At 63.5% G+C, this 18,239-nt stretch carries 21 protein-coding genes; 10 read left to right on the forward strand and 11 right to left on the reverse strand.

Going from position 1 to position 18,239, the window contains the following annotated elements; genetic code table 11:
• Positions 1–4 precede the first annotated feature (4 nt).
• The 4 genes from AC4FWB_RS13480 to AC4FWB_RS13495 all read right to left on the reverse strand — a co-directional run bounded on the left by AC4FWB_RS13480 (position 5) and on the right by AC4FWB_RS13495 (position 3,319).
• Complete coding sequence (locus AC4FWB_RS13480) at positions 5–820, reverse strand: oxidoreductase (RefSeq protein ID WP_491026784.1); 816 nt, start codon at positions 818–820, stop codon at positions 5–7.
• A gap of 65 nt (positions 821–885) precedes the next feature.
• A complete protein-coding gene (fabF, locus tag AC4FWB_RS13485) occupies positions 886–2,184 on the reverse strand; it encodes a beta-ketoacyl-ACP synthase II (protein WP_491026572.1) in 1,299 nt (432 codons plus the stop codon).
• Positions 2,185–2,252: 68 nt separating this feature from the next.
• Complete coding sequence (locus AC4FWB_RS13490) at positions 2,253–2,723, reverse strand: PaaI family thioesterase (protein WP_491026573.1); 471 nt, start codon at positions 2,721–2,723, stop codon at positions 2,253–2,255.
• A complete protein-coding gene (locus AC4FWB_RS13495) occupies positions 2,720–3,319 on the reverse strand; it encodes a TetR/AcrR family transcriptional regulator (protein WP_491026574.1) in 600 nt (199 codons plus the stop codon). The genes AC4FWB_RS13490 and AC4FWB_RS13495 overlap by 4 nt, the downstream gene beginning before the upstream one ends.
• 279 nt (positions 3,320–3,598) lie before the next feature.
• On the opposite strand from AC4FWB_RS13495, the gene AC4FWB_RS13500 reads away from it, so the two are divergent.
• The 4 genes from AC4FWB_RS13500 (at position 3,599) to AC4FWB_RS13515 (ending at position 9,041) form a co-directional block, all read left to right on the forward strand.
• The gene (locus AC4FWB_RS13500) at positions 3,599–3,955 is read left to right on the forward strand and encodes a hypothetical protein (protein WP_491026575.1); all 357 of its coding nucleotides are present in this window, start codon (positions 3,599–3,601) and stop codon (positions 3,953–3,955) included.
• A 110-nt stretch (positions 3,956–4,065) separates the two neighbouring features.
• Entirely contained in the window at positions 4,066–5,175 is a 1,110-nt protein-coding gene (locus tag AC4FWB_RS13505) for an efflux RND transporter periplasmic adaptor subunit (RefSeq protein ID WP_491026576.1), read from the forward strand.
• A gap of 2 nt (positions 5,176–5,177) precedes the next feature.
• Positions 5,178–8,288 (forward strand): efflux RND transporter permease subunit, encoded by a 3,111-nt coding sequence (locus AC4FWB_RS13510; protein WP_491026577.1) that lies wholly within the window; start codon positions 5,178–5,180, stop codon positions 8,286–8,288.
• Between the two features lie 138 nt (positions 8,289–8,426).
• A complete protein-coding gene (locus AC4FWB_RS13515; protein ID WP_491026578.1) occupies positions 8,427–9,041 on the forward strand; it encodes a TetR/AcrR family transcriptional regulator in 615 nt (204 codons plus the stop codon).
• Positions 9,042–9,181: 140 nt separating this feature from the next.
• Here the strand turns inward: AC4FWB_RS13515 and AC4FWB_RS13520 are convergent, their stop codons facing one another.
• The gene (locus tag AC4FWB_RS13520) at positions 9,182–10,075 is read right to left on the reverse strand and encodes a LysR family transcriptional regulator (RefSeq protein WP_491026579.1); all 894 of its coding nucleotides are present in this window, start codon (positions 10,073–10,075) and stop codon (positions 9,182–9,184) included.
• A gap of 139 nt (positions 10,076–10,214) precedes the next feature.
• Between AC4FWB_RS13520 and AC4FWB_RS13525 the strand changes: the two genes are divergently transcribed.
• The 5 genes from AC4FWB_RS13525 (at position 10,215) to AC4FWB_RS13545 (ending at position 14,432) form a co-directional block, all read left to right on the forward strand.
• Positions 10,215–11,405 carry an MFS transporter gene (locus tag AC4FWB_RS13525; protein ID WP_491026580.1) on the forward strand — a complete coding sequence of 397 codons (1,191 nt, stop codon included), beginning with the start codon at positions 10,215–10,217 and terminating at the stop codon, positions 11,403–11,405.
• 20 nt (positions 11,406–11,425) lie between these two features.
• Positions 11,426–11,821: a (R)-mandelonitrile lyase gene (locus AC4FWB_RS13530; protein ID WP_491026581.1), complete on the forward strand. Its 396-nt coding sequence runs from the start codon at positions 11,426–11,428 to the stop codon at positions 11,819–11,821.
• Between the two features lie 47 nt (positions 11,822–11,868).
• Positions 11,869–12,885, forward strand: a complete 1,017-nt coding sequence (locus tag AC4FWB_RS13535) for a zinc-dependent alcohol dehydrogenase family protein (protein ID WP_491026582.1) — start codon at positions 11,869–11,871, stop codon at positions 12,883–12,885.
• 399 nt (positions 12,886–13,284) lie between these two features.
• Complete coding sequence (locus AC4FWB_RS13540; RefSeq protein WP_491026583.1) at positions 13,285–13,833, forward strand: cupin; 549 nt, start codon at positions 13,285–13,287, stop codon at positions 13,831–13,833.
• A complete protein-coding gene (locus AC4FWB_RS13545) occupies positions 13,833–14,432 on the forward strand; it encodes a dihydrofolate reductase family protein (RefSeq protein WP_491026584.1) in 600 nt (199 codons plus the stop codon). The genes AC4FWB_RS13540 and AC4FWB_RS13545 overlap by 1 nt, the downstream gene beginning before the upstream one ends.
• 24 nt (positions 14,433–14,456) lie before the next feature.
• On the opposite strand, the gene AC4FWB_RS13550 is transcribed toward AC4FWB_RS13545, so the two are convergent.
• The 6 genes from AC4FWB_RS13550 to AC4FWB_RS13575 form a co-directional block, all read right to left on the reverse strand.
• The gene (locus tag AC4FWB_RS13550) at positions 14,457–14,816 is read right to left on the reverse strand and encodes a hypothetical protein (protein WP_491026585.1); all 360 of its coding nucleotides are present in this window, start codon (positions 14,814–14,816) and stop codon (positions 14,457–14,459) included.
• Between the two features lie 182 nt (positions 14,817–14,998).
• The gene (locus tag AC4FWB_RS13555; protein ID WP_491026586.1) at positions 14,999–15,364 is read right to left on the reverse strand and encodes a helix-turn-helix domain-containing protein; all 366 of its coding nucleotides are present in this window, start codon (positions 15,362–15,364) and stop codon (positions 14,999–15,001) included.
• A gap of 36 nt (positions 15,365–15,400) precedes the next feature.
• On the reverse strand, positions 15,401–15,649 hold the full coding sequence (locus tag AC4FWB_RS13560; RefSeq protein WP_491026587.1) for a type II toxin-antitoxin system RelE family toxin: 249 nt from the start codon (positions 15,647–15,649) through the stop codon (positions 15,401–15,403).
• A gap of 141 nt (positions 15,650–15,790) precedes the next feature.
• The gene (locus AC4FWB_RS13565) at positions 15,791–16,345 is read right to left on the reverse strand and encodes a DNA-3-methyladenine glycosylase (RefSeq protein WP_491026786.1); all 555 of its coding nucleotides are present in this window, start codon (positions 16,343–16,345) and stop codon (positions 15,791–15,793) included.
• Positions 16,342–17,328, reverse strand: coding sequence for an NAD-dependent epimerase/dehydratase family protein (locus AC4FWB_RS13570; protein WP_491026588.1), 987 nt, complete (start codon positions 17,326–17,328; stop codon positions 16,342–16,344). Before AC4FWB_RS13570 ends, AC4FWB_RS13565 begins: the two co-directional genes overlap by 4 nt.
• Positions 17,329–17,543: 215 nt before the next feature.
• Positions 17,544–17,945: a VanZ family protein gene (locus AC4FWB_RS13575; protein ID WP_491026589.1), complete on the reverse strand. Its 402-nt coding sequence runs from the start codon at positions 17,943–17,945 to the stop codon at positions 17,544–17,546.
• Between the two features lie 140 nt (positions 17,946–18,085).
• On the opposite strand from AC4FWB_RS13575, the gene AC4FWB_RS13580 reads away from it, so the two are divergent.
• Positions 18,086–18,232, forward strand: coding sequence for a hypothetical protein (locus AC4FWB_RS13580; protein WP_491026590.1), 147 nt, complete (start codon positions 18,086–18,088; stop codon positions 18,230–18,232).
• The last annotated feature ends 7 nt before the right edge of the window (positions 18,233–18,239 follow it).

The raw sequence follows: 18,239 nt of genomic DNA on the forward strand, positions 1-18,239 counted from the left end.
GCGATCAGACCGGCAACCCGAGCTGCTTTCGCAGGCTTTTGTCGAATGCGGATGCGGGGACGAAACGGCGCAGGACACTGACCTGGCGCGCCATCTTTCCCGCCGCATAGCGCCGCTTCGGGCTGGGATCGGTCGCGGCCGCCAAAACGGTGTTGGCCACTACGTCGGGCGTGTCGCCTTTTTCCATCGCCTTCCGCACGGCTATGGCCATGCCGGCGCGCGCGGCGTCATAGATATCGAGCAACCGGTCCGGCCTGACGAGATTGTCTTCGAACGATGTGTGGGTATAGGCCGGCTCGACCAATGCGACGCGAATTCCGAACGGTCGCAGTTCGTGGTCAAGCGATTCCGAATAGCCTTCAACGGCATGTTTGGTCGACGAATAGAGCGCGAAATAGGGGGCGGGGATGAACCCCTGCACCGAGCTCAAGTTGACGATTCTGCCCTTTCCTTGACGCCGCATCGTCGGCAGCACCGCGTTGATCATCCGGATGACGCCGAAGACGTTCACGTCGAACAGAGCCTGGGCCTGTGCGGTCGAGGATTCCTCCGCACCACCAAGCAGGCCCATGCCGGCATTGTTGACGAGCAGGTCGATGCGCCCGGCCTCGGTCAGCACCTCGTCGACCAGTTTTGATACGGACGCGTCGTCGGTCACGTCACAGGTCAGCATCGTAATGCCGTCGGATTTTTCAGGGACAGCGCGACGGCTGGTTCCGAAAACACGAAAGCCCGCGCTGCTCAGTGTGTTGGCCGTCGCGCGCCCGATGCCGGAGGATGCCCCCGTGACGATGGCGACGCCAGGATTGGTCTTGCTCATGGAAATCACTTCTCTCTTTGGATTGGAGTGGGACGAAGTGCGAAATGTTGGAGCGGAGGCGTCAATCATGTGACGCTGGCACTCGCGCGATCGGCATGTTCATCCCAGCGTCGGAACAAGGCGCTGGCGTTGACGCCGCCGAAGCCGAACCCGTTGGCGATGGCGTAATCCGTCTCAATTGGCCGCGCCTGGTTAGCAACGAAATCGATTCCGTCACCGGCTGGATCGGGAGCGCTCAAATTGAGAGTGGGTGGTGCCACCTGGTCCCGAAGCGCCAGGATGGTGAAGATCGCGCCAAGCCCGCCGGCGGCGCCGAGCAGGTGTCCGGTCGCCGACTTCGTCCCGCTGACAGCTATGGTGAAATCTGTGCCGAAGACGCTTTTGATCGCCTCGATTTCTCCCAGATCGCCGACCGGAGTAGAGGTTGCGTGCGCATTGAGATGGCCAATCTCACGCGGTGAAATGCCGGCCTGGGCAATCGCGGTCTCCATGGCCCGGCGCGCGCCATCACCATCTTCGGGACCGGACGTGACGTGATGAGCATCCGCCGATGTGCCATAGCCGACGACCTCGGCGAGCGGCTTCGCACCGCGCGCGAGCGCATGGCTCAATTCCTCGATGACCAGGATGCCGGCTCCTTCGCCCATGACGAAACCGTCCCGCGATATGTCGAACGGACGAGAGGCCTGATCAGGACGGTGATTGAAGGAGGTCGAAAGAGAACGAGCCGCTGCAAAACCGCCAAGACTGACGACATTCATGCATGCTTCCGCTCCGCCGCATGTGGCGATGTCGGCTTCGTTGGCGCGGATAAGACGAGCCGCATCGCCGATCGCCTGGATACCGGCCGCGCACGCAGTCACCGGCGCGCCGAGCGGACCTTTGAAGCCGTAACGAATCGAGATGTGGCCCGCCGCGAGGTTCACCAGAAAGGATGGCACCGTGAACGGTGAAAGACGGCGAACACCGCGCTGGTCGACCGTTCGCACGGCTTCGGTTATGGCGGGGAAGCCTCCGATGCCTGATGCAATGATCGTCGCGGTGCGGACCCGATCATTTTCTGAGGCCGGCTTCCATCTCGCTTGAGCAATTGCCTCTTCCGCCGCTGCCAGGGCGAAGAGAATGAAGCGGTCCACTTTACGCTGGTCCTTCGGCGCCAGGAAAGCATTCGGATCGAAGCCGGCTTCGGGGTCTTCTTCCAGCGAGGGAACCACGCCGCCGACCTTCGCGGGGAGGTCTCCCACCATTTCGTCAGGAAGCCTGCGGATGCCCGAACGACCGGCCAGCAGGCGCGCCCACGATGTTTCGACACCTGCAGCCAGGGGCGTGACCGCACCCATGCCTGTAACAACAACCCGTCGCATCGATACTCCTGTTTGGTATTCAGTCGCGGCTGGCGAGGCCGGCGCCGCAGCTCCATTTCGTGCGGACATCACTGCCTTGCGCGCAAGATCAGGCAGGTCGACGTGCCATGAGCGTAGAGCCTGCCTTGCGAATCCTCGATCCTGCCCGCCAGCGTGATGACGGTCCGGCCGCGCGAAACGACATGGCCGATGACGCACAATACGCCGGAATCGACGGGTATTGGGCGGACGAACTTGGCGGAGGTTTCGTGCGACGGGCACAATTCGCCAGGGGCGAGGGTCGTCTGCGCGGCAAGCGACATGGCGGTATCGAGCATCGTCATGGTCCAGCCGCCATGGATGCTATTCGTCAGATTGCAAAAACGCGGCTCGGGGGTGACCAGAAGCTCGACCTTGCCTTCCTCCGGCGGAAGCAAGGTGAATGGGAGCGCCTCCGCCATTGATGGGCGGCGGATACTCCCGTCGGCCAGCCCGGCAACAAGCTCGAACCCGGAGCACCCCGTCAACTCGGTGATGGAGGTTGGAGGACCCATCGTCATTGGGGTGGCTCTTGTCGGGCATTGCCGGCGGACGACATCATCAGCACACCGTCAGCGGCCGCATCCAGGAACTGCTTCGACAACTGCTCGTCGTTGACCGCGCGCGAGAGGACGACCGCGCCGACCATCATCGAGAGAATGGCCTTGCCCTTGGATTCCTCGCCGTCGGCCTGGCCAACCCAAGGGCCCAGCATCTCGAGATATTCCCTGATTCCGGCTTCGAATGACGCCTTCACCTCGACGCCCTGTCTGGCCGCATCCGAGCCGAGCGCCACGACCGGGCAGCCGTCCATCTTTTCTTCGCGATGGCCAGTGCTGAGATAGAAGTCGATCACCGCGCCAAGCGGATCCTCAGGTTTCTGAGCGACCGCAGCCGACCACCGGTTCGCGGCGCTCTGCAATGCCCGCCTGGATGCCTGTGCAGCCAAGTCCTCCTTGGATGCGAACTGCTTGTAGAAAGCGCCTTGGGTCAGTCCGGCGCCTTTCATCAGATCCTTAAGGCCGATGCCATCAAACCCGCGCTCCCGAAAAAGCCGGCTTGCGACATTGATCACGGTTTGGCGGTTCTCCTCGGCTTGGGTGCGACTTACGCGCATATCGGTCTCCTTTTAGATTTCGTTCGACATCTTAGAGCACATATAGAAGTCGAATGCAATCTATCAAGGGGAGATGATCAGCAGGACCTTAGCTCTCGCTGTTCCCAGCGACGCTGGCTTTGCCCGAGTCATCATCGGGCACTCCGTTGAGGCGGAGTCGCCTGCCGAAGGGGTTTCCCACGTCGATCACGTTTTCGTGAACTGCCTGTTTTAGATTGCGATCGAAATCTATATGGCGCATATAGATGTCATCCATAATCTATTGAAGGAGAAAACGATATGATCCGCATGACCCTGGGCGCGCTGCTCCTGGCCGCGCCGTTTTTGACGACCCCGGCCGTTGCCGAGGAAGCCACCATTGGACACCCCATCCAAGCCGGCAGCCTTCATAAGGGAAACCTTGACATGGTGGCCTACTACGTCCCCGCCGACGGCGGCCTATTAGAGGTCACTGCCACGCTGGCGCCGAAGGGGGGAGGCGATCCGCTGCGCGTCGTCATGGCCCTCGCCGACCGCGACTCCGTGGCCTTCTCAATGCCCGGCTACCAGGATTCGCTCTACGCCTTCTCGAGGTCCGGCGAGAAGGTGACGGTGTCGACCGAGACCGCCACGCATCTGCGAGAGGTGCGCTACTGAACTGCTGTGCAAACCGCGGCCTGCTTGCTGCCGGCCGACGCTCGTGTCGGCAGCGCCGGCCCGGGGCAGGGACCGCGGCCTGAATGGAACCGCAATCGAAGGCGACGGGCATGAAAAAGAGACTTGTTATTGGGCTAGGGAGCATCCTGCTCGCGGGGTTAGGGGTGGCCGCATTCGTCGCGCTTCCTATTCGCATGCAGGCAACCGCTGCCGCGGGTGACCCGAGGCAGGACCCACCGATCGTCAGGCTGGTGACGGCAGCGCGGGTGACCGGTTCCGAACGTGGCTTCACCGGCATCATTGGGGCGAGGGTACAAAGCAGCCTCGGTTTTCGCGTGCCAGGCAAGATCGTTCAGCGCCTTGTGGATGTCGGTGAGCAGGTCAAGGCGGGCCAACCCCTCATGCGAATCGACGAGACCGATCTGCGGCTGGCGCTCACGGCGAAGCGCAACGCCGTCGCTGCGGCGCGCGCCGTCCTGGTTCAGGCGAGCGCGGACGAAAAGCGCTATGCGGTTTTGGTAAAAAACGGACTGGCCGCAACCCCGCAGCGCTACGAGCAGGCGAAGGCCACGCTGGACACTGCCACGGCACAGCTTGCCGCCGCGGAAGCGGACGCGAAGGTCGCGGAGAACGAGGCGACCTACTCGGTCTTGGTGGCGGACGCGGATGGAACGGTGGTCGAAACGCTTGGCGAGCCGGGACAGGTCGTTTCCGCCGGCCAGACAGTGGTTCGGATCGCCCAGGCCGGTCCCCGCGAAGCGGTGGTCGCGCTTCCCGAAACAATCCGACCGGCGATCGGCTCGGCGGCCGAAGCCGGGGTATACGGGGCCGACAGGCGCTATATGGCGCATCTGCGGCAGTTGTCGAACGCCGCCGATCCCCAGACCCGTACCTATGAGGCCCGCTATGTGCTCGATGGGGAAGCCGCGGCAGCACCGCTGGGCGCGACCGTCACTATCCGGATTGCAAGCCAGGCGAGCCAACCGGAAGTCCAGGTGCCGTTGGGAGCGGTGCTCGATGACGGTGGCAAGACCGGCGTTTGGGCCTTGGATCGCGCTACCTCGACCGTCCATTTTCGGCCCGTCAACCTGGTTCGTGTGACCAGTGAAACCGCCGTGATTTCGGGACTGAGCACTGACGATTCGATTGTTTCGCTCGGCGCTCATCTCCTGAAGGAGGGCGCTCGCGTGAGGACTGCTTCCGAAAGCGGGAGCAACTGACCATGGACCTCAATCTTTCCGCGATCGCGGTCCGCGAACGGGCCGTCACACTGTTCTTCATCCTCCTCCTGGTCGCCGCTGGCGCCTACGCCTTTGTCATGCTCGGACGGGCGGAAGACCCCAACTTCACCATCAAGACACTCACGGTCACGACAGTGTGGCCGGGCGCAACGGCGCGCGAGATGCAGGACCTCGTCGCCGAACCATTGGAAAAGCGACTTCAGGAGTTGACCTGGTACGACCGTGTGGAGACGACCACACGGCCAGGCTATGCGTATTTGACGGTCACGCTGAAGGACAGCACACCGCCGTCCAGCGTGCAGGAAGAGTTCTACCAGGCCCGTAAGAAGCTCGGGGATGAAGCCCGCAACCTGCCGCCTGGTGTGCTCGGCCCCTTCGTCAACGACGAATATTCGGATGTGAGCTTCGCCCTCTATGCCCTCAAGGCCAAGGGCATGCCGATGCGGGAACTGGCGAGGCAAGCCGAGACCATTCGCCAGGACCTTCTCCATGTGCCCGGCGTCAAGAAGATCAACATCCTCGGTGAACGTCCCGAACAGATATTCGTCGAGTTTTCCTATGCCAAGCTGGCGACCCTCGGCGTGTCGGCGCAGGATATTGTCGCCGCCTTGCAACGGCAGAACACCGTCACACCGGCTGGCTCGATCGACACGCGGGGGCCTCAGATCTTCATCCGGGTTGACGGTGCCTATGACAGTGTCCAGGCGATCGCCGACACGCCGATCGTCGCCGCGGGACGAACGCTGAAGCTCTCCGACGTCGCCGAGGTCCGGCGCGGCTACGAGGATCCTGCCACCTACGTCATCCGACACCAGGGCGAGCCGACCATCATGCTTGCGGCGGTGATGCAGGAGGGCTGGAATGGTCTGGAACTCGGTAAGGCGCTGCAAGAGAGGTCCGCAGCTATCGCACAGACGCTGCCGCTAGGAATGACGCTGGCCAAGGTCAGCGACCAGGCCGTCAACATCTCCTCGGCGGTGGACGAGTTCATGATGAAGTTCGCGATGGCACTCGGCGTGGTGCTGCTGGTGAGCTTGCTCAGCCTCGGCTGGCGCGTCGGCATCGTCGTGGCGGCTGCCGTCCCTCTGACGCTTGCCGTCGTGTTCCTCATCATGCTGGAAAGCGGCCGGTTCTTCGACCGCATCACGCTCGGCGCCCTCATCCTGGCGCTTGGCCTTCTCGTGGACGACGCCATCATCGCCATCGAGGTTATGGTGGTGAAAATGGAAGAGGGCATGGACCGCATCAAGGCGGCGGCCTATGCGTGGAGCCACACCGCCGCGCCGATGCTGTCCGGCACGCTCGTGACGATCGCCGGTTTCGTGCCGGTGGGCTTCGCGCGCTCGACGGCCGGCGAATACGCCGGCAACATCTTCTGGGTCGTGGGGTTCGCCCTCATCGTCTCCTGGATCGTCGCGGTGGTCTTCACGCCCTATCTTGGCGTGAAGATGCTGCCCGCGATCAAACCGGTCGAAGGCGGCGTCCACGCCATATACGACACACCGAATTATCGGCGCCTGCGACGGTTCATCACCTTTGCCGTGCGCCACAAGTTCGTAACCTGCGCTATCGTCGGCATCGTCTTCGCGCTTTCGGTTGTCGGCATGGGCGGTCTCAAACAGCAGTTCTTCCCCACATCCGACCGCCCGGAAGTGCTGGTCGAGGTTCGCCTGCCGGAAGGCACCAGCATCGAGACGACGACCGCTACGGTCGAGAAGCTGGAACACTGGCTGGGCGCTCAGCCAGAGGCCAAGATCGTGACGAGCTATGTCGGTCAAGGCGCTCCCCGCTTTTTCTTCGCGATGGCGCCAGAACTGCCTGATCCCGCCTTCGCCAAGATCGTCGTGCTGACGCCAGACGCGGAGGCGCGCGAGGTGTTGAAGCACCGTCTTCGGGAGGCGGTATCGCAAGGGCTCGCGCCCGAGGCCAATGTACGTGTCACTCAGCTCGTGTTCGGACCCTACTCGCCGTTCCCGGTCGAGTTCCGGGTCATGGGACCTGATCCTGTGCAACTGTACGCCATCTCTGAAAAGGCTCTCGACGTGATGCGGGGCGTTCCGGACGTGCGGCAGGCCAACCGCGACTGGGGCAACCGCACGCCCGTACTCCGCTTCATTCCGGATCAGGATCGACTGAACCTCATCGGGCTTTCGTCAGCCGAGGTGGCCCAGCAGCTCCAGTTCCTCCTCACCGGCATCCCCGTCACGCAGGTCCGCGAGGACATTCGTAATGTCCCCATCGTGGCACGCAGTGCCGGTGGTGAGCGGCTGGATCCGTCGCGCCTATCGGATTTCTCGCTGATGAGCCGGGATGGCCGCCAGATTCCACTCGACCAGATCGGTCACTCGGAAATCCATCTGGAAGAGCCGATCCTGAAGCGCCGCGATCGCACATCGGTCATCACGATCCGCTCGGATATCAACGAGGCAACCCAGCCTCCAGAGGTCTCCAAGCAGATTATGACGGCCCTTCAGCCGCTGATCGCATCCCTTCCGGCCGGCTATCGCATTGAAATGGGTGGATCGATCGAAGAAGCGACCAAGGCCAATACCGCGCTCGGTAAAGTCTTCCCGGCCATGATCGCGGCCATGCTGATCGTCATCATCCTGCAGGTGCGATCCTTTTCAACGATGGCCATGGTCATGTTGACGGCACCGCTCGGGCTCGTCGGCGTCGTGCCGATGTTGCTCACTTTCAACCAGCCCTTCGGCTTCAATGCCATTCTGGGCCTGATAGGGCTGGCTGGCATCCTGATGCGCAATACGCTGATCCTGACCGAGCAGATCAAGGAGAACCGTGCTGCCGGCCTTGACGACTATCACGCCGTCATCGAGGCCACGGTGCAACGGACGAGGCCGGTGATCCTGACCGCTCTTGCCGCCGTGCTGGCCTTCATCCCCCTGACGCACTCCGTGTTCTGGGGATCGATGGCCTATACGCTGATCGGCGGCACGGCTGCCGGCACGGTGCTGATCCTGCTCTTCCTTCCTGCTCTCTATGCCGCGTGGTTCCGGATCAAGCCGACTGCAGATGTGACCCATGAGGCTTCGACGGAAGAACCGGAATTGCAAACAGCGATGGCTGCCGAATAGGGCGCTGTTGTCGGAGGAGAGGTTCAACTTCGTCTGCTGGCTTTGCCTGACGTAGGCAAGGCCAGCTGCGCGACCTTACCGCCTACCGATCGTTCGCGCGAGCCCGGCAGGTTGGATTCATCAGTTCTGGAGATATCCATGAATCGTCCGGTCAGAACGCGAACTGATCCCGACGAGGTGCGCGCGCGCATTCTGGAGGTGGCGGAGGAGCGTTTTCGCCGCATCGGTTACCATAAGACGTCGGTGGCCGATATCGCCTCCGACCTCGGCATGAGCACGGCAAACGTCTACCGTTTCTTCCCCTCCAGGGATGCGATCAAAGAATCCGTCTGCGGGCGAGTTGTGAACGAGGTTGCTGACATCGCCCTTGCGATCGCACACACGAACGCGCCGGCCATGGAGAAACTCGGCCACCTCCTGACTGCCGTTCACCACCACAACAAGATGATGCTGGTCAGGGAAAAGCGCATGCACGACCTGATTGTCGCCGCTACGCAGGAGAACTGGGCGATCATCAAGGCGCACATCGAGCAGATGGTGACGATCTTCGAGGCGATTATCCGCGAGGGCATCGAATCTGGTGAATTCAAGGTCGAAGATCCCGCGGAGGCGGCGCGTGCGGTCAACACCGCGTTCATGCCGTTCCTCCATCCGATTCTTATCAAGCACTGCCCTCAACACGGCGAAGACAGCGAAGCGGGCCTGCGCGCGCAGATTCGATTTAGCCTGAAAGCTCTCGGCAAGGCGGACTAAGATGCGACGTGAGAGGCTTCAGCCAATTCCGATCGTTTGCGATGTTTCACCGAAAACGAACGCGGCTGACGACCTGTCCGCGACCTGTCAGAATCCTTCCGTCGTGGAACTGGGCCGAAAAGCGCGTTTCCACTGGCATCTCAGCCCCTATGCCGCAGCGCGTCGACGACCACCGCCATCGCCGGGGAGAGCTGCCGCCGGCTTGGGTAATAGAGGTGATAGCCCGGGAAGGGCAGGCTCCAGTCGTCGAGCAATAGCCTCAGCCGCCCCTCCGCGACGTGGTGGCTGACGAGGTCTTCCGGGACGTAGGCGATGCCGTAGCCGTTTAGCGCCGCGTCGACCATGGGAATGGTCGTGTTGAACGTGAGCTGGCCTTCCACCCGGACCCTAAGCTCGCGGCCCTTTTTCTCGAACTCCCAGGCATAAAGCCCGCCGAAGGTGGCCTGCCGCAGGCAGATGCAGTCATGTCCGACCAGATCCTGCGGTGTTCTCGGGGGAGGGCGGCGGGCGAAATACTCTGGCGAGGCGACGGCCACCAGCCGCCAGTCCGGGCCGATCCGCACCGCGATCATATCGCGGTCGACGCTTTCGCCGAGACGCACGCCGGCGTCGAAGCGCTCCTCGACGATGTTGCGCATGCCGTTGTCGCTGTAGAGCTCGATGCGGAGATCCGGATAGTCGCAAAGCACCGGCTCAAGCTTCGGCCAGACGATCATCTGCAGCGCGTGGTCGGACAGCGTGATGCGCACCGTGCCCGCCGGTTTGTCGCGGAAGGCGACCAGGCTCGACAGGTCGGCCTCGATGCCTTCGAAACGCGGGAGGAGCGACTGGTAGAGCCGCTCGCCCGCTTCCGTCGGCGCCACGCTTCGCGTCGTGCGGGTGAGCAGCCGCACGCCGAGTCGTGCCTCGAGCTGCTTGATGGTGTGGCTGAGCGTCGACTGCGAGGTGCCGAGCTCGGCCGCCGCCTTCGTGAAGCTGCGCTCCCGCACGACCGCCAGGAACCACAGCAAATCCTTCAGATCCTCGCGCTGCATGGCAACGTTCCCAGTTCACGCCAATTCATATCAAGAATGGATAAGTCCATGCAGATTGCAACGGCTAATCGAGATAGTGCCGGTGATTTATATAGCCGCCAGTGAAACGACTGGAGGGCTCGACGGCGGGCCGGAACACATGGATACAACCTACGACAGCCAGTTGGTGAGAGCGCCAAGCGCCTGGGGAGCGGTGACGTGCCTGTCGCTGCTCACCTTCGTGCTGGTGGCGTCGGAGTTCATGCCGGTCAGCCTGCTGACGCCCATCGCCAATGAACTGGCCATCTCCGAGGGGCAGGCCGGCCAGGCGATCTCCGTCTCTGGCTTCTTCGCGGTCCTCACCAGCCTGTTCGGCAACGCGCTGCTGTCGCAGCTGGACCGGCGCACGGTCGTGCTCGTCTACACCGCCGTCCTCGTGGTCTCCGGATTGGCGATTACTTTCGCGCCGAGCTATCTGGTCTTCATGCTCGGCCGCGCCCTGATCGGCGTGTCGATCGGCGGCTTCTGGTCGCTGTCGACCGCCATCCTGGCGCGCATCGTGCCCGGCGCCGACCTACCCAAGGCGATCGCCATGCTGCAGGGCGGGACGGCTTTCGCCTCGGTGATCGCGGCGCCGCTCGGCAGCTTCCTCGGCGGCCTGATCGGCTGGCGCGGCGCCTTCTTCAGCGTCGTCCCGATCGGACTTGCCGCGATCGTCTGGCAGCTTGCCGTCCTGCCCAGGATGCCGGCTGGGGAGCAGGCCTCGGTCGGCAAAATGGTCGGCCTGCTCGGCAATCGCGTGTTCGCCGTCGGCATGGCCGCCACCACGCTCGCCTTCATGGGCCAGTTCGCGCTCTCCACCTATCTGCGTCCCTTCCTCGAAGGCGTCACCGGCCTCGATGTGAACACGCTGTCGATGGTCCTGCTCGGCCTCGGCCTTGCGGGCCTGGTGGGCACATCGCTGGTCGGTTTCGTTCTTCGCACGCATCTCGGCGCCGTGCTAATCGGCCTGCCGACGGCGCTGGCGATCATCGCGCTCTCATTGATCGCGCTCGGTCCGTTCGCAATCGCAACCGCGGCCCTGCTGATCCTCTGGGGCCTGTTCACCACGCCGATCCCGGTCGCCTGGAACACCTGGATGACCAAGGTGATCCCGAACGATCTCGAGGCAGGCGGGGGGCTGCAGGTGGCGCTGATCCAGTTCGCCATCACCTTCGGCGCGTTCGCGGGCGGACTGCTGTTCGACAGCGCCGGCTGGTGGAGCCCCTTCGCGCTCGGCGCGCTGCTGCTTCTTGGGTCGGCGCTGTTCGCCGTCGCGGCGACGGTCCGCGGCAGCCATCAACGCATTTGACGAACCAAAAGGAGATCACCATGGACATTCTTCGTGCAGGCACGAGACCTTCCGGCAGGGGACCCGCGGACTGGTTCACGGGCACGGTCCGCATCGATCCGCTCTTCAACCCCTTCGACGCCGCGCGGGTGCAGGGCGCGCAGGTGACTTTCGAGCCGGGCGCCCGCACCGCATGGCACACCCATCCGCTCGGGCAGACGCTGATCGTCGTCTCCGGCCTCGGCCGCGTGCAGCGCGAGGGCGGTCCGGTCGAAGAAATCCGGCCGGGCGACGTCGTCTGGTTCGCGCCCGGCGAAAAGCACTGGCACGGCGCGTCACCCGGTACCGCAATGGTCCACATCGCCGTCCAGGAGACCAAGGACGGCAAGGCGGTGGACTGGCTGGAACTTGTCAGCGACGCCGACTACAGCGCCTGACCTTTCTCCCGCCTGACCTTTTCCCGATTGAATGAAAGGAAGCAAAAATGCTCGCAACCGTTCTTCACAAGCCCGGCGACATCCGCTGCGAGGAAGTCGCCGACCCGAAAATCCTGCGCCCGACGGACGCCATCATCAAGCTGTCGGCCAGTTGCATCTGCGGCTCGGACCTGTGGCCCTACCGCGGGCTGCAGCCGGTCGACGGCCCCATGCATATGGGTCACGAATATTGCGGCGTCGTTGTCGAGGTCGGCGCAGAGGTGCGCACGGTCCGTCCCGGCCAGTTCGTCGTCGGCTCCTTCTGCCTCTCCGACAACTCTTGCCCGCATTGCCGCTTCGGTTTCCAGTCCTCCTGCGAGCAGCGCGAGTTCATGAGCGGCGCGCAGGCGCCTTACGCCCGCGTGGCGCTGGCGGACGGCACCCTTGTCGCCACCTCCGAGGTTCCACCCGCCGAGCTGGTGCCTGACCTTTTGGCCGTCTCCGACGTGCTCGGCACCGGCTGGTACGCGGCCGACGCGGCCGAGGTCCGCGAAGGATCGACGGTGGTCGTCGTCGGCGACGGCGCGGTCGGCCTGATGGGCGTCTTGGCGGCCAAGGAAATGGGTGCGGAGCGCATCATCGCCATGAGCCGGCACGCGAGCCGCCAGAAACTCGCCCGCGAATTCGGCGCCACCGACATCGTGGCCGAGCGCGGCGAGGAAGGCATCGCGCGCATCAAGGAGCTGACCGGCGGCGTCGGCGCGGATTCGGTGCTGGAATGCGTCGGCACGGCCGAATCCTTCGACCAGGCGCTGGCTTGCTCCCGCCCCGGCGGCACGATCGGCTATGTCGGCGTGCCGCACGGCGTGAGCTTCGACGGCCAGCGCCTGTTCTTCGGCCAGAAGCGCATGCTGGGCGGTCCCGCGCCGGTGCGCCGCTTCCTGCCAGACCTGATGGATCGCGTGCTTCAGGGCAGGATCAAGCCCGGCAAGGTCTTCGACCTCAAGCTGCCGCTGGCCGAAGTGGCGGAAGGCTACCGCGCCATGGACGAGCGCCGCGCCATAAAGGTCATGCTCGAGGTGTAGCATCTGCAAAGGAGAGCCGGCGGCGGAGCTGGCAATCTCCCCCCTTGAGGGGGAGATGTCGCCGAAGGCGACAGAAGGGGGTCGCCGCGCGTCAAGCGCCAACCTCTTTTTCATTCCCACAAGGCGTCGGCGCTCTATGTGAGACGACCCCCTCTGGCCGCTTTGCGGCCATCTCCCCCTCAAGGGGGGAGACTACGCACTCTGCCGCTTTCGCCATTCTTCGGCGTTGCAAAGAGAGCGCCGCCGACAAAGCTGCCAATCTCCCCTTGTGGGGAGACCGAAGCTGGACGCTGGCGGCGCTCTTGCTTCGCCGCAAGGTGCAAGCGACAGGTCCGGGAACAAAGCGCGCCGCCGCTGGTTGAGCACGATCAGCAATCAAGGGGCGGAAAGGTCTCGGGCATGCCAAGACACGCGAAACTTGCGGAACTTGTCGAGAAGCGTGAACCGCTCACCTTCCGCTTCGCCGATGACGGCCTGGTGCCCAACCATCCGCGCTGGCCGATCATCGTCTACCCCGGGGCCGTGACGCTACCGGACGATGTCGATCCGGCGTCCGTCTTCGAGGATCTCTTCAGCACGAATGGCTGGGGCGACGGTTGGCGCAACGGCATCTACGATTACGTCCATTACCATTCGCGCATCCATGAAGTGCTGGGTATCGCGCGCGGCACGGCCGAGGTCCGCTTCGGCGGCGACAAGGGCGAGGTGCTTAACGTCAAGGCCGGTGACGTCGCGATCCTGCCGGCCGGCACCGGCCACCAACGCCTGTCCTCGTCATCCGATCTCCTGGTCGTCGGCGCCTATCCGCCTTTCGGCACCTACGATCTGTGCACGCGCGCCGAGCAGCACGCCGAGGCGTTGCGCACCATCCCCAAGGTCGGCCGTCCGGAGAAGGACCCGGTCTATGGCAGCGAAGGCCCCCTGCTTGCCGCGTGGCAGGAAGGCTGATGGCACGGATCGTCGCCATCGAGCATCTGACGCTGGACGGTGTGTACCAGGCACCGGCGCGCGCCGATGAAGATACGCGCAATGGTTTTGCCCATGGCGGCTGGGGCAACCCGGGCAGCGACCCCAAGATGCAGGAGGTCATTGGCCACGCCATGGCCGGCGGATGGTCGCTGCTCGCCGGCCGGACTACCTATGAGGACCTCTACGAAGGCTGGGTCGTCCGCCAGCCTGCCAGTCCGATGACCAAGGCGCTGACCGACGTGCGTAAGTTCGTCGTTTCGCATGATCAAGATTACGTGCTTCGCTGGGAAAATTCGACGCTGCTTGCCGGCGAGGCAGCCCTGCGCCAGCTCAAGCAAGCTCATGACAAGTCGCTGGTCATGTTCGGCAGCGGCAAGCTGCTCCGCGCGCTGATGCGGCACGGGCTTGTCGACGAACTGGTGCTGATAGTCCACCCGCTGGTGCTGGGCGAAGGTTTTCGCCTTTTCGAGGCGGGGCAGGCGCCCTCGACGCTGAAACTGTTGAGCCAGGTCGCGACCGAAACGGGCGTGGCAATCCTCACCTACGCCTTCGACAAGAAGGCTGCACGGCCGCAGTAGGGATTGGAACGCGCAGCCACCCGCTTATGGATACTGCGCCTTCTTTGGCGCGTAGATTGCCGGATCGAAATCCAGTTCCTTCGGCAATGGCTGGCTGGAGCACTGCAGATGCATCTGCCGGGCGAGAAGCCGTCGCTGCTGCTGCTCATGCTCCTTGACCGCCGCTACCATTCCCATGCTGTACGGGCCGAGCAAGACGCCGAAACCCCAGCCGGGGTGCTCTTTTTCGCGGGCGGCGTAGTCCGAGGCCGCCATACGGGCTTGCTGGCACTCCGGCGACGCCCATTTCGGGTCCTGCCGCGAGAGCGACGTTCCGTAGTCGACCGGAGAGCTCACGCATCCAGCCACCACCGCGCTCAACGCCACGACCATTGCAATTCTCATCCTCAAGATTCTCCTAGGTATGCCGGAGAAAACACAGAACTCTGCTTCCGGCAAGGAGACAGCTAGGAGGGGTATACCCGAAAGGACCGGCCAATTCCGGATACCGGCTTCCGGTCTGGTAGACGCGTTGTGCGTGCCGCTCAAAACCTGTGGCTGAGATAGAACGAACGGCGTCAGCCGTGTCAGTCAGGTTCTTCGACGATCGCCTCGACTGGAAGATCGAGCGCTGCCGCAAGCTTCAACAATTTCCAGACGCCCGCAGTCCGTTTGCCGTTCTCGATCTCGGAAAGATAGTTCTGCGTGATGCCGGCCTTCTTTGCCAGCTCGGTTTGCCTCATGCCGCGGTAGCCTCGCCAGAAAGCGAGCGGCGACACGGCATTGACCAGAGCGCGTGCTTCGTCGGGGGTGAGGCCGGGAATGCGGCCGGCGCGATAGTCCGCGACATCACGCGCATGCTCGGCGGCCTCAAGGGCCTCTTGCAGCGCTTCGAATTCGCGACGCGGCATAATCGCCAGTTCCTCGCCGCCCGGCGTCGTAAGAAAGGTCATCGTGCTGCTCTTACCCATGTGTCCAGCCTTTCCACGTCAGTCGTAGACGGAGCCGCGCGGCCCGATCTTCGTGACGATAATCTCGGTCTCCGTTTCCTCAAACACCACTCGGAAATCGCCGACACGAAGCCGCCGGGCGGTCGAGCCCTGCAAAGTCTTCACGTTGTTGGCCAACGTTGCCGGGTCGGCCGCATACGCTTCGATCTTGTCGAGAATGCGCGCGCTGTCGGCGGAATGTTTGCGAAGGGCCTTACCTGCAGCGGGGAGGAGGATGACCCGTTTCATGAGGGAAAGTATCGCAAATAGCGATATCTTCTGCAAGATAAATCGCAGCAAGCGACAATGTGGAATCGTAAATTGCGATCTCTCCGGCTTACCTGCCTTTGGGGGCAGCGCCAAGTTGTCAGGGCATCGCCGGCACCTCGCTCAAAACTTCCGGCTGAGATAGGGCGATCCGCCAAGACCGAACCTCCACTCGGCTTCCACGCCCCTGGAAATCCCGATCCTGCGTCCGCTGAGGATCGCGGCTGGATTGGTTTCGGAGCGGGCAAATTCGAAGGGCGGCGCGATCATCGACAGCCCGTTGTGCGAACCATCGATGCCGAGCGCCTTGCAGAGCTTGCCCGGACCGGAGCAGAGCAGCCTGTCGTCACCGGTTCCCCGCCTGCCGCGCATCGCCGCGATGCCGGATTGCGGCTGGATCGCGCGGATCAGCACCGCGCTGCCCGGCAGGCACACGGCGTTCAGGCACCAGTGCAGGCCGTAGGACCGGTAGACATAGGCGGTGCCGGGCGAGCCATACATCGCCGCGTTGCGCGGCGTGCGGCCGCGAAAGCTGTGCGAGGCTGGATCGTTGGCCAGATAGGCCTCGGTCTCGATGACGATGCCGCCGACGCCGTTGAGCCCAAGCCGCACGCCGATCATCTCGCGCGCCACGGCTATGGCGTCGCGCGCGAAGAAATCGTGCAGCGGAACAGTCAGCTGTCCTTCCCCGCAAAGCCGGCATCCGGGACGGCAACCTTCCCGGCGACGATCAGCGCCCGAACGGACTCCTGGATCGCCTCGAAGCTCGTATACCGAGGCTTGTAGCCGAGGCGCTGCCGGCTTTTCTCGATCGAGTGGCATGAGCTGCGGATAACATGCCCTCGGGAGCCCACGGCATCGTCGCCGTCCAGATCGAGGATCCATTCGTCGAAGGGTTTGAACGCGATGCGCGGCTCCTTGCCGAACCAGCGATAGACGGTTTCGGCATAACCCCGCAGGGTGACCGCTTGCTCGGAAACCGTGTTGAATGCCTCGCCGATCGAGGCCGCGCGGTTTTCGATCGCGCGGATGATCCACTGGGCGACATCGTCGGCGTGAACATGGTGCACCGTCTCAAGCCCCAGATTGGGCAGAACCAGTTCGTCGCCACGGGCGATCAACGAAAAGACAGCCGGATTGGCATTGCCGATCGGGTTGATCGGGTTCCATCCCTCTCCGACGATATGGCCGGGCCGGAAGCAGGTCGCCGGAAAGCCAGTCAGGCGTGCCTGCCGCAACAGCCAGGCCTCGATCGCGGCCTTGTTCGTCCCGTATGTGTCGATGGGGTTCGGAGGATCAGCCTCGGTCGACGGGACCGTGAAGAAGCGGCCGTACACCCAGATCGAGCTGCAGAACAGATAATGCTCGATCTTGCCGCGCAGCGCCTCGACCAGCTGTTGCGTACTCGGCAGATCGAATGAGATCATGTCGATCACGACGTCGGGACGCAGCTCCGCGATCCTTGTGCCGAACCGCCCCGTCTTCTCTTCGGCGGCGCGATCGATGGCGATGTTCTCGATTGCGCTCCAGGCGAAATGGGGGCGATAGGGCACCGCCCTGCCACGGCTCACATTCACGACCTCATGCCCGAGCTCGACGAGCCGAGGCACCAAATAGCTCCCGACGTGACCACTGCCTCCAATGACGACGATGCGTGCCATGGCCTGCTCCTTGTTACGCTGAAATTCGGGACGGAAAACCGCTACACGCTTTTCCTGGAATTGCGCCTCGCTGCTCGCACGATTGCTGAAATTTGAACGTCCTCCGAAGAGATGTTTCGGTCGGTCGCAGGAGATGCTCGCGCTGCCGCGTGAGAGTAGGAATGGCGGGCAGCGCAGGCAAGACCGTTGGCGTTGCTGCCCGTCGTCGCCGAAAGTCAATCGCTGGCAAGCCCTAAACCTTTGGGCTTGGAGGACGATCGCGGTTGCCTGGATTGCGGGCGCGCGGCCCTGCTGGCGACGGCAAAGACAATTCGTCCTATGGCAATCCCCATCAAGCCGGCCGCAGCTTTGACGAGGGCATCTTGGAGGCGGGCATGTCGGCCGGGATCGATCGCCTGGAGCAGTTCCAATACGCCGGCCACGGTGCAGACAAACAACATTGCCTGCACCAGGCGGGCGCGGAATCCAAAGGCCAGGGCAAGGCCGAACAGGGCATAGGCCAGGGCGCGCTCCAGATTGGCGTCACCGAGGTGCGGCCGCATTTGGATCGGCGAGAGCGTGGCGAATGCAATGGCCGCAAGCAGGACGAGCGCGGCAAGACGGGAGATCGAGGTCATCCCCGCTCATACAGGCGGTGAGGCGGCATAACAATACAGGCGCGCTGGCGGCACGCGCGGAGCGCGCCGGGTCGGTGGCGGCGAGAGGTGTCCGCCCGACCCTCACGCACTAGATGAGAGGCATGGATACGCTCTTTGCCTTGCTGCTGTTCGCAGCGGCCATCGCAATCATCTTTCTCGCCGGCAGATGGAACACCTCGGATGCCGACCACTATTTGGGCTTCGACAATCTCCGCAGGCCCCGCAGGAAAGCTCCGAACGGCGGCAAGGATGCGAAAGAGGAGTGAGCGCCGC

The organism is Mesorhizobium sp. LEGMi-168a, assembly GCF_058312955.1.

Excerpts from the sequence above, each read along its gene's own strand:
- AC4FWB_RS13490 (WP_491026573.1), bottom strand. The coding sequence starts at position 2,723 with ATGACGATGGGTCCTCCAACCTCCATCACCGAGTTGACGGGGTGCTCC.
- AC4FWB_RS13540 (WP_491026583.1), top strand. The coding sequence starts at position 13,285 with ATGCCAAGACACGCGAAACTTGCGGAACTTGTCGAGAAGCGTGAACCG.
- AC4FWB_RS13535 (WP_491026582.1), top strand. The coding sequence starts at position 11,869 with ATGCTCGCAACCGTTCTTCACAAGCCCGGCGACATCCGCTGCGAGGAA.
- AC4FWB_RS13525 (WP_491026580.1), top strand. The coding sequence starts at position 10,215 with ATGGATACAACCTACGACAGCCAGTTGGTGAGAGCGCCAAGCGCCTGG.
- AC4FWB_RS13505 (WP_491026576.1), top strand. The coding sequence starts at position 4,066 with ATGAAAAAGAGACTTGTTATTGGGCTAGGGAGCATCCTGCTCGCGGGG.
- AC4FWB_RS13495 (WP_491026574.1), bottom strand. The coding sequence starts at position 3,319 with ATGCGCGTAAGTCGCACCCAAGCCGAGGAGAACCGCCAAACCGTGATC.
- AC4FWB_RS13520 (WP_491026579.1), bottom strand. The coding sequence starts at position 10,075 with ATGCAGCGCGAGGATCTGAAGGATTTGCTGTGGTTCCTGGCGGTCGTG.
- AC4FWB_RS13555 (WP_491026586.1), bottom strand. The coding sequence starts at position 15,364 with ATGACCTTTCTTACGACGCCGGGCGGCGAGGAACTGGCGATTATGCCG.
- AC4FWB_RS13550 (WP_491026585.1), bottom strand. The coding sequence starts at position 14,816 with ATGAGAATTGCAATGGTCGTGGCGTTGAGCGCGGTGGTGGCTGGATGC.
- AC4FWB_RS13480 (WP_491026784.1), bottom strand. The coding sequence starts at position 820 with ATGAGCAAGACCAATCCTGGCGTCGCCATCGTCACGGGGGCATCCTCC.
- AC4FWB_RS13575 (WP_491026589.1), bottom strand. The coding sequence starts at position 17,945 with ATGACCTCGATCTCCCGTCTTGCCGCGCTCGTCCTGCTTGCGGCCATT.
- AC4FWB_RS13560 (WP_491026587.1), bottom strand. The coding sequence starts at position 15,649 with ATGAAACGGGTCATCCTCCTCCCCGCTGCAGGTAAGGCCCTTCGCAAA.
- AC4FWB_RS13530 (WP_491026581.1), top strand. The coding sequence starts at position 11,426 with ATGGACATTCTTCGTGCAGGCACGAGACCTTCCGGCAGGGGACCCGCG.
- AC4FWB_RS13515 (WP_491026578.1), top strand. The coding sequence starts at position 8,427 with ATGAATCGTCCGGTCAGAACGCGAACTGATCCCGACGAGGTGCGCGCG.
- AC4FWB_RS13500 (WP_491026575.1), top strand. The coding sequence starts at position 3,599 with ATGATCCGCATGACCCTGGGCGCGCTGCTCCTGGCCGCGCCGTTTTTG.
- AC4FWB_RS13510 (WP_491026577.1), top strand. The coding sequence starts at position 5,178 with ATGGACCTCAATCTTTCCGCGATCGCGGTCCGCGAACGGGCCGTCACA.
- fabF (WP_491026572.1), bottom strand. The coding sequence starts at position 2,184 with ATGCGACGGGTTGTTGTTACAGGCATGGGTGCGGTCACGCCCCTGGCT.
- AC4FWB_RS13545 (WP_491026584.1), top strand. The coding sequence starts at position 13,833 with ATGGCACGGATCGTCGCCATCGAGCATCTGACGCTGGACGGTGTGTAC.
- AC4FWB_RS13570 (WP_491026588.1), bottom strand. The coding sequence starts at position 17,328 with ATGGCACGCATCGTCGTCATTGGAGGCAGTGGTCACGTCGGGAGCTAT.